Source organism: Cytobacillus massiliigabonensis (assembly GCF_900199725.1).
GTDB lineage: Bacteria > Bacillota > Bacilli > Bacillales > Cytobacillaceae > Cytobacillus > Cytobacillus massiliigabonensis.
In genome coordinates, this window is record NZ_LT904903.1 from 71,972 (window position 1) to 81,962 (window position 9,991).

Consider the following 9,991-nt stretch of genomic DNA (forward strand, 5'->3'; position numbering starts at 1 on the left):
CTGGCCGGCATGTTTCATATCTTTCGGAGGGGTAGCGAAGTGGCTAAACGCGGCGGACTGTAAATCCGCTCCTTCGGGTTCGGCGGTTCGAATCCGTCCCCCTCCACCATTATTTTTAATAGCAATATTAAAAATGGACAAGAAGCTGCTAGTCCTTTTTATTTTTTTTAGAATAATAATAATCCATTTTGTAAATGATATTAGAATCATTGGGCTATAGCCAAGCGGTAAGGCATCGCACTTTGACTGCGACATGCGTTGGTTCGAATCCAGCTAGCCCAGCCATTATTTTTGAGCCATTAGCTCAGTCGGTAGAGCATCTGACTTTTAATCAGAGGGTCGAAGGTTCGAGTCCTTCATGGCTCATTTATAGGAATGAAAAAAGACCTTAAAAGGATTAATCCTTTTGGGTCTTTTTTCTCTTATTCATTATGAAAGGATTTAGGGTTCATAACTAAATTCATGAACCAAATGTAAAAGCTGCATACATAAGTGACTAACTGTATTAATTTTTGAAATCTTACACATTTTCCGCATATATATACATGCTTTTGTCGAGTTGAGTCATTTCTTTGAATATGGTTAAAATAGAGATAGATACAGGGATGAAGGGAGATTTTTTCATGAAGAAGCTTGCCATTATTGGGATGCCTATGGATTTGGGACAAATGAGACGCGGAGTGGATATGGGGCCAAGTGCAATCCGTTACGCTGGGATAAATGAAAGGTTAAAAAAATTATTTGATGAAGTTCATGATCGTGGTGATATTGCTATAGGTAGACCTGAAGTAGAGGTGGATCCGGAATCAAATCTTCGGAATTTGCATTTAATTGCTGAAAAGACAGAAATGCTTGCTAAGGAAGTTGATCAGGCAATTGAAGCTGGTTCATTTCCATTAGTCCTTGGAGGCGATCATAGCATTGCGATTGGAACATTAGCTGGTGTAGCCAAACATTATAATAATCTTGGTGTCATCTGGTATGATGCTCATGGAGACCTAAATACGGCTGAGACATCGCCATCTGGGAATATCCACGGGATGCCGCTTGCAGTAAGCCTTGGTATGGGACATCCGTTATTAACGAATGTTGGTGGATATGCACCAAAGATTAAACCCGAAAATATCGTGATCATTGGCGCACGTTCATTAGATGAAGGGGAACGGGAATTAATTAAGGAACATGGCATCAAAGTCTATACAATGCATGAGATTGATCGCATTGGTATGACGAAAGTAATGGAAGAGGCAATTTCTTATTTAAAGGGAAAAACAGATGGTGTACATTTGTCCTTAGATTTAGATGGACTAGATCCTAATGATGCACCAGGTGTAGGAACTCCTGTGCTAGGAGGCATAAGCTACCGCGAAAGCCATTTAGCAATGGAGATGCTGGCTGAATCAGAAATTATTACATCAGCTGAATTTGTAGAAGTAAACCCGATTCTAGATGATAAGAATAAAACAGCAACTGTTGCTGTTGCCTTAATGGGATCGCTATTCGGGGAAAAACTATTATAGGATTCAAAAAACAAGGACATCAAGTTCTTGTTTTTTTATTAGCATTCAATTAAAACATTTATGACTTTTATTCTTTTGTGCCATTAAGGAAAAATAATCATCCAAGTTAGTAAAAATTTGTTAATATAGATATATTGAGTATTTTTTTTAAAAAAGTGAAACCTTTTCCGCTATCGATTCGTAATGTCGAATAGCCGCACTTTGAGCGGAGGTAAAGAAAATGGAAGCAATCGTAAAGAAAAGGATAAAACAGGTATTAAAAGGCGATCAGGATGCTTATGCAGAAGTGGTTGAAATATATGGAGAAAAGGTATTTCAAATCTGTTACAGAATGCTAGGAAATAGGCATGAAGCGGAGGATATTGCCCAAGAGGCCTTTTTAAGGGCATACGTCAATATCCATAGTTTTAATATTAATCTAAAATTCTCTTCATGGCTTTATCGAATAGCGACAAATCTTTGCATCGACCGGATCAGAAAGAAAAAGCCTGATTATTATTTAGATGCTGAGGTGGCAGGTACAGACGGTCTAACCATGTATTCACAAATTGCCTCAGATACAAGCTTGCCTGAAGAAGATCTAGAGAGCTTAGAGCTGCAGGAAACCATCCAGAGAGAGATTTCTAAGCTTCCTGAGAAATACCGTACCGTTATTGTATTAAAGTATATTGAGGAGCTATCCTTAAACGAGATAAGCCAGATTCTGGATTTGCCCTTAGGTACAGTAAAGACTAGAATACACAGAGGAAGAGAAGCATTAAGAAACCAATTACGGCATGTATAATAAAAGAGGGTGAGAACTTTGAAGTGTCCAGCAGAAATGATCATTTATATGCATGAATATTTAGATGAAGAGATCTCAGCCGAAAATGAACAAGAATTAAGAACACATCTCCAAAGCTGTAAGGAGTGTCAAACACATTTTCATGAGTTAAGAAAGACTATTGCTCTTGTTCAGAGTACTTCACATATAAATGTGCCATCTGATTTTACTGCAAAGGTGATGGCAAAATTGCCTAAAGAAAAGCGCAAAGTTGGTTTCCAGCGTTGGGTCAGGCATCATCCTTTATTTACGGCAGCTTCTTTATTCATCGTGCTTATGGCAGGAAGTTTATTTTCTTCATGGGAGCAGGATCATGAATTTTCCGTATCCAAGCAGCCAAATTTAATAGTCCAAAATGATACAGTCATTGTCCCTAAAGGAGAGGTTGTTAAAGGCGATGTGACTGTGAAAAATGGAAAAATCCAGATTGAGGGACAGGTTGAAGGCGATGTTACCGTCATCAATGGAGAAAAGTATCTTGCTTCAGCAGGTCAAGTGACAGGGGAAATTAAAGAAGTGAATGCGATTTTTGATTGGCTGTGGTATCACATCAAAAAAACCGCTACAGAGGTCGTTAATATCTTTGATCAAGAAGAACCTGAGGCAGCAAAGTAAAAATATAGGAACACTGCATGTATGCAGTGTTCTTATTTTTATTTCAAACACCTTCGTCATTGGATTGGGATTGCTTTCAATGATATAATATGGAAGTTACGAAATGAATAATACTAAAACGTATGCTGAACAGTCTGTCTCATGTCTTAATTTTTCTTTCAATAAGGATAAGAGGCTTGTACTGTTCTAATTAATATATTTTTGGAGGAAGGATAATGTCGTTGTTTTCAGATTTCTCTATACTGAAATTTTTGGCTAATACGGTTGACATTCTCCTTGTATGGTTCGTCATCTATAAGCTTATTACCATTGTTCGCGGGACGAAAGCTGTTCAATTAGTAAAAGGAATATTCGTTATACTCCTCGTGAAAATTATCAGCGATACCTTCCACCTGCAAACATTAGGCTGGATGATGGAACAAGTACTTATTTGGGGATTTTTAGCGATAGCAATCATTTTTCAGCCTGAGCTAAGAAGAGCGCTTGAACAATTAGGAAGAGGACGCCTTTTTTCAAGAAGTGGCAATCAAGAGGGTGAAGATCAGGAGAAAATGGTTGAAGCAATTGTTAAAGCCGTTGATTATATGGCAAAGCGCCGTATTGGTGCGCTTATTTCCGTGGAGCGTGAAACGGGAATGGGTGATTACATTGAAACAGGTATCCCGCTTGAATCAAAAATCTCCTCTGAATTGCTAATAAATATCTTTATCCCGAACACTCCATTGCATGATGGGGCTGTTATTTTACAAAAGAATACGGTAGCTGCAGCAGCATGCTATTTGCCATTGTCAGAAAGCCCGTTCATTTCAAAAGAGCTTGGAACACGGCATCGCGCAGCCCTTGGAATTAGTGAAGTAACAGATAGTTTAACTGTCATTGTTTCAGAAGAGACAGGCAGTGTTTCGCTGACGAAAAATGGCGAGCTGCATAGGGATTTAAAATCAGAGGCATTCAAGGAACTGCTAACGAATGAATTAATCTCTAAAAATAATGTAAAACAAGCTTCTTCAGGGCGCTGGAACTGGAGGGTGAAGAAAAATGGATAAATTTATCGATAAGCTTGTCGATACCCGCTGGTTTATGAAAATAGTTGCCTTAATCTTAGCATTGCTGCTTTTCCAATCTGTATATGATCCAATTAAAAATGTATCGAATGTCAATGTCCCAGGCGAGCAAGACACAGAGGTATTATCTGATATTCCTGTTAAGACGTATTATGATACTGAGAACTTAATTGTCACTGGTGTACCGGATGCAGTTGAACTAACTGTAAAAGGACCAAAAAATGTCCTTCTGCAAGCAAAAGTCCAACGGAATTTTGAAGTGTATGTCGATTTATCTGATGCTGAAATAGGAACAGAAAGAGTACCAATCAAAATTAAGGACATTTCGGACAAATTAGATGTGACCATTGATCCAGCATATGTCAATGTCAGCATACAAGAAAAGGTTACAAAGGAATATAAGGTTGATGTTGAATTTGATCAGTCATTGATTGAAGATGGCTATATCTCAGAAGCACCAGAAGCTGAGCCGAAGAAAGTGAAGATAACTGGTGCGAAAGATGTGATGGAAAGAATCACCTATGTAAAAGCAGCTGTAAATATAAAGGATCCGATAAGAGAAACTGTTCGAAGAGAGGCTCAAGTTCTAGTTTTAGATAAGAATATGAATAAGCTTGATGTACTAATTGAACAGGAAACCGTGGATGTAATTATCCCTGTTAAAAGCCTGAGTAAGGTTGTACCAATTAAAATCGTTGAAAAGGGAAGTCCGCCAGAGAATATATCTGTTGAATCGATTTCACTTGATGTAAAAGAAGCAAAGATTTACGCCAGTCAAGATGTGCTGGATAAAACAGAAAATGTGAGAGTAGAAGTCGACCTTAGCCAAATTAATGGAAATACAGAAATTACTCTGCCAGTCATCATTTCGGATGATATTAAAGAAGTCAATCCTAAGACAGTTAAAACAACAATAAAGACGAGCGAAAAAAATAATGATACAAGTAAAAATGATGAAAAAACAGATGAACATAAATTGTTCTCAAACCTCCCTATTCATTTAACGGGACTAGCCAGCGAATTCGAAGCTTCCCTTCAGGCACCAGCCAATGGGGCTAGTTTAACTGTTACTGGGAAAAGCGATAAGATTGCGGGGCTGCAAGCAAGTGACTTTAATGTTTTTCTTGATTTAGCTAATTTAAGTGAAGGGGACCATGAGGTAAAAATCAGTGTCAAAGGTCCGGCAGATGTTGATTGGAAGCTGGCGACGGAAACAGCAAAAATATCAATTACTCAAAAAGAAGTATAAGCTAGAAAAATGAATGAAGGAGCGATAAAAGGCATGGGTAAATATTTTGGTACGGATGGTGTACGAGGGGTTGCAAATAGTGAATTAACCCCTGAATTGGCCTTTAAATTAGGCCGATGTGGAGGATATGTTTTAACTAAGGACAAAAATCACCCAAAGGTTTTAATTGGCCGTGATACACGCATTTCAGGCCATATGCTTGAAGGGGCTTTAGTGGCAGGCTTACTTTCTATTGGAGCGGAGGTTATGCGCTTAGGTGTCCTCTCGACTCCAGGTGTTGCCTATTTAACGAAGGCGCTTGGGGCAGAAGCAGGTGTAATGATTTCTGCCTCTCACAACCCTGTGGCTGACAATGGGATTAAATTCTTCGGTCCAGACGGATTTAAACTTTCAGATGAGCAGGAACTTGAGATTGAAAGCTTAATGGATATGGATGTGGATCAGCTGCCTAGACCAGTTGGCGGTGACCTTGGACAGGTAAATGATTATTTCGAAGGCGGACAGAAATACCTTCAATATTTGAAGCAGACGGTGGATGAAGATTTTTCAGGCATACATATTGCTTTAGATTGTGCACATGGAGCAACTTCTTCACTTGCATCCCATTTATTCGCGGATTTAGATGCGGATTTATCTATGATTGGAGCTTCACCTAACGGATTAAATATTAATGAGGGGGTCGGTTCCACACATCCTGAAACGCTTGCTTTATTTGTGAAGGAAAGAGAAGCGGATATTGGACTGGCCTTTGATGGAGATGGAGATCGCCTAATTGCGATTGATGAAAATGGAGACATTGTCGATGGCGACCAAATTATGTACATTTGTGGGAAGTATCTGAAGGAACAAGGAAGATTAAAACATAGTACAGTTGTTTCCACTGTTATGAGCAATCTTGGCTTCTATAAAGCACTTGAAGCAAATGAAATCGAAAGTATTCAAACCGCTGTTGGCGACAGATATGTGGTAGAGGAAATGAAGAAGAATGGCTATAACCTTGGCGGTGAGCAGTCTGGCCATATCATCTTCCTGGATTACGTAACAACAGGGGACGGGCTTTTAACAGGCTTGCAGCTCGTAAATATCATGAAAATGACAAAGAAGCCCCTATCTGAGCTTGCAAAAGAAATGCAAAAGTTCCCGCAAAAGCTTGTCAATATTCGAGTGACAGATAAGCATCATGTAACAGATAATGAGAAGGTACGTGCGATCATTAATGAGGTTGAGAATGAAATGAATGGAAACGGCCGGATATTGGTACGGCCTTCAGGAACGGAACCGCTTGTAAGGGTGATGGCGGAAGCGGCAACTGAAGAGCTGTGCAATGACTATGTTGAACGAATTGCTGCAGTTGTAAAGCAGGAAATGGGTTTAGGCGAAGAATAAGATGTGGATATGCATAAGGGAACGAAAATACTCCCTTATGCATATTTTATTTTAAAGGACTGTTCATCACGCCCTTTTGTTTTTAGTTGACTAGTACCTGTCAATATTGTATGATTATCGTGCTTTGTAAATTTTTTTACAAAATATTGTTTAAAAAAAGGAAAGGTGGGCAGAAGACTAAATAGAAGGTAATAGAAGCGCCTGGACTAATTCCGAACGGATAGGATTAGTTGACGAGGAGGAGGTTTATCGATCAATCGGCGGATGCCTCCCGGTTAAAGCAAACCGTGATCTCTTCTTTAAAGCATTAAGGTAACTTAATGGACAAAGAGTTGGGAATGCTAATTTACAAAGCAAAAGCATATCGTATGTTCAGGTTGAGTTGTCTGACATCATACGAATAAAAAATTATTACAGAGATAAGGGGCAAGACTGCCCTAATTGGCTTCTTGCCCCCTCTCATCAGGAGGAAAAGAAGTATGTGCGGAATCGTAGGATATATTGGCTTAAATGATACGAAGGAAATTTTATTAAGAGGTTTAGAAAAACTTGAATATAGAGGCTATGACTCAGCGGGAATTGCTGTTATCAATGAAAAGGGCGTTCATGTGTTTAAAGAAAAAGGCCGTATTGCTGATTTACGTAATACAGTCGACTTCGATGTGCTTGCGCAGACTGGAATTGGTCACACTCGCTGGGCTACTCATGGAGTGCCAAGCACGATCAATTCCCATCCTCATCAAAGTGCATCTGGCCGTTTTACGCTTGTTCATAATGGAGTTATTGAGAACTATGAAATCTTAAAGCGTGAATATCTGCAGGATGTGAACTTTACGAGCGAAACAGATACAGAGATCATTGTACAGTTAATTGAAGTTTTTGCTGGTGAAGGGCTAAGTACGGAAGAAGCATTCCGCAAAACGCTCAAGCTTCTAAAGGGATCATATGCACTAGCACTTTTAGATGATCAAAATGAAGAAACCATCTTTGTTGCAAAAAACAAGAGCCCGCTTTTAGTCGGTTTAGGTGATTCCTTTAATGTAGTTGCTTCTGATGCGATGGCGATGCTGCAAGTGACAGATCAATATGTAGAGCTGATGGACAAAGAAATGGTGATTGTGACTAGAAATGCAGTTACAATTAAGAATCTTAATGGGGATGTTGTTACCCGTAATCCATATACTGCAGAACTTGATGCAAGCGACATTGAAAAAGGCACATACCCTCACTATATGCTTAAAGAAATTGATGAGCAGCCTTTAGTGATGCGCAAAATTATCCAAAAGTATCAAAATGGCAACGGAGAGCTAACAATTGATCAGGATATTATTGCTGCGATGAACGATGCAGACCGCATTTACATCATTGCAGCAGGTACTTCCTACCATGCAGGTCTGGTTGGAAAGCAGTTCATTGAAAAATTAGCAAAAATTCCTGTAGAGGTACACATCTCAAGTGAATTTGGCTACAACATGCCAATGCTTTCTGAAAAGCCGCTGTTTATCTTTATCACACAAAGCGGGGAAACAGCTGATAGCCGTGCCGTTCTTGTTCAAGTGAAGGAAATGGGCTATAAAGCCATTACAATCACAAACGTACAAGGCTCTACGCTGTCACGTGAAGCGGATTATACTTTGCTGCTCCATGCTGGTCCTGAAATTGCTGTTGCTTCTACAAAAGCATACACAGCACAGCTAGCTGTATTAGTCATCTTAGCGGAAGTGACTGCGAAAAGCCGCGGCATGGAACCGAATTTCAATCTTGTCCGAGAGCTAGGCATTATCGCCAATGCGATGGAAGTGCTTTGTGATGAAAAGGAAGAATTTGAATCGATTGCTCGTGAGTTTCTAACAGTTACCCGCAATGCTTTCTTCATCGGCCGTGGCATTGATTTCTATGTAGGCCTTGAAGGTGCACTTAAACTGAAGGAAATCTCTTATATTCAAGCAGAAGGGTTTGCTGGAGGAGAACTAAAGCATGGTACCATTGCTTTAATCGAAGAAGGCACACCTGTGATCGCTATCGCAACACAAGAAAATGTTAACTTAGGTATTCGCGGAAACGTGAAAGAAGTTGTTGCCCGCGGCGCTTACCCGTGCATCATCTCCATGAAAGGACTGGAGTCTGAAGGCGATACCTTCATTATCCCAGAAGTGCACGAACTATTAACACCTCTTGTCTCTGTTTTACCACTACAGCTTATTTCTTACTATGCTGCCCTGCACCGCGACTGTGATGTTGATAAGCCGAGAAACCTGGCTAAGAGTGTGACGGTGGAGTAGGCAGAAAGATCGCATTTTGAAAAATTGTTAAAACAAAATAAAGTTTGCAGAATGAGAAAAAAGTCTGCTTGAGAAGAAAAAAGTTTGCACAAAGTCTCGTGGGTGTATCCATAGTATGGATATATTCACGGGGCTTTTTTATATAAAACTGTGGTGGTAATGGGGTTTTCCTTTCCCCTAACGGGGTGGGTGATTTCTGCATAAGTACAGCACAAGGGACACTCCTGAATCTCTGAATTAGAAGCAAGGTTTCCAAGCAAATAATAGAAAGCCCACGTCCAGCAACTTGTAATAAGCCCAAGCAAGTTCCTCGCCCATAAAAAAATAAATAAATATATATATAAATAATTAGGCATTGGTCAGGTGGTAAGTCAGGGAATGATGGTGGTACAGGGGAAACCGTAAGGTATAGTAGTGTGCCTCATCTTTCGAGGGAATCGACGTCCCGAAACGTGTGATTCGCTCCAGACTTTAGCACTCGCCCATAAAAAAAATAAATAAATAGGTATCGGTCACGAGGTAAGTATGGGGATGGCGGTGGTAAGGCGAAACCGTAAGATATAGTAGTGTGCTTTAGCCCAAGTCCCGAAACGTGTGATCGGCTTCAGACTTTAGCACTCGTCCATAAAAAATAAATAAAAATTAAAATAAATAATTAGGATTGGGTAACGAGGTAAGTATGGGATTGACGGTGGTAAAGGAGAAACCGCAAGGTACTATGTATAAGAGATTAGATTATCGAATTGGAAACGTATCTTCGATACCCCTTTATTGGCAATGTCCGAATATCATATCTGAAATACTTATGCCAGCACCTATCCATTGTGTAAATCAGGTATACCCCATCCCCATATACGGAACGACTCCTCCATTCTCAGATATACTCTCCCAAAATAAATGGCTTATCTTCTCTTAACCTATAGCCCAATACATTATTCCACTAATATCGTCAATTCCAGCAAATATAAACAATTGCATAGATACTTTCTTCAGAAGGCATGAATTGGATATAGAACAGGAGGCACCGTAAGGTGCCTTTGTTAGTTTTAGGC

7 protein-coding genes and 3 tRNA genes are annotated in these 9,991 nt (G+C 39.7%); all 10 read left to right on the forward strand.

Features of this window, described 5'->3' with window-relative positions; all coding sequences use genetic code 11:
• Nucleotides 1-25 precede the first annotated feature (25 nt).
• The 10 genes from C1726_RS06440 to glmS all read left to right on the forward strand — a co-directional run bounded on the left by C1726_RS06440 (nucleotide 26) and on the right by glmS (nucleotide 8,939).
• A tRNA-Tyr gene (locus C1726_RS06440) sits at nucleotides 26-109 on the forward strand.
• A 101-nt stretch (nucleotides 110-210) separates the two neighbouring features.
• A tRNA-Gln gene (locus tag C1726_RS06445) sits at nucleotides 211-285 on the forward strand.
• A gap of 8 nt (nucleotides 286-293) precedes the next feature.
• Nucleotides 294-366 (forward strand) — tRNA-Lys (locus tag C1726_RS06450).
• A 257-nt stretch (nucleotides 367-623) separates the two neighbouring features.
• Complete coding sequence (gene rocF, locus C1726_RS06455) at nucleotides 624-1,520, forward strand: arginase (RefSeq protein ID WP_102272436.1); 897 nt, start codon at nucleotides 624-626, stop codon at nucleotides 1,518-1,520.
• 220 nt (nucleotides 1,521-1,740) lie between these two features.
• On the forward strand, nucleotides 1,741-2,304 hold the full coding sequence (gene sigW, locus C1726_RS06460; protein WP_102272437.1) for an RNA polymerase sigma factor SigW: 564 nt from the start codon (nucleotides 1,741-1,743) through the stop codon (nucleotides 2,302-2,304).
• A gap of 18 nt (nucleotides 2,305-2,322) precedes the next feature.
• A complete protein-coding gene (locus tag C1726_RS06465) occupies nucleotides 2,323-2,958 on the forward strand; it encodes an anti-sigma factor family protein (RefSeq protein ID WP_102272438.1) in 636 nt (211 codons plus the stop codon).
• Between the two features lie 215 nt (nucleotides 2,959-3,173).
• Entirely contained in the window at nucleotides 3,174-4,004 is an 831-nt protein-coding gene (gene cdaA, locus C1726_RS06470) for a diadenylate cyclase CdaA (RefSeq protein WP_102272439.1), read from the forward strand.
• Nucleotides 3,997-5,271, forward strand: a complete 1,275-nt coding sequence (locus C1726_RS06475; RefSeq protein WP_102272440.1) for a CdaR family protein — start codon at nucleotides 3,997-3,999, stop codon at nucleotides 5,269-5,271. The genes cdaA and C1726_RS06475 overlap by 8 nt, the downstream gene beginning before the upstream one ends.
• A gap of 33 nt (nucleotides 5,272-5,304) precedes the next feature.
• Nucleotides 5,305-6,657 (forward strand): phosphoglucosamine mutase, encoded by a 1,353-nt coding sequence (glmM, locus tag C1726_RS06480; RefSeq protein ID WP_102272441.1) that lies wholly within the window; start codon nucleotides 5,305-5,307, stop codon nucleotides 6,655-6,657.
• 479 nt (nucleotides 6,658-7,136) lie between these two features.
• On the forward strand, nucleotides 7,137-8,939 hold the full coding sequence (glmS, locus tag C1726_RS06485) for a glutamine--fructose-6-phosphate transaminase (isomerizing) (protein ID WP_102272442.1): 1,803 nt from the start codon (nucleotides 7,137-7,139) through the stop codon (nucleotides 8,937-8,939).
• Nucleotides 8,940-9,991: the final 1,052 nt, after the last annotated feature.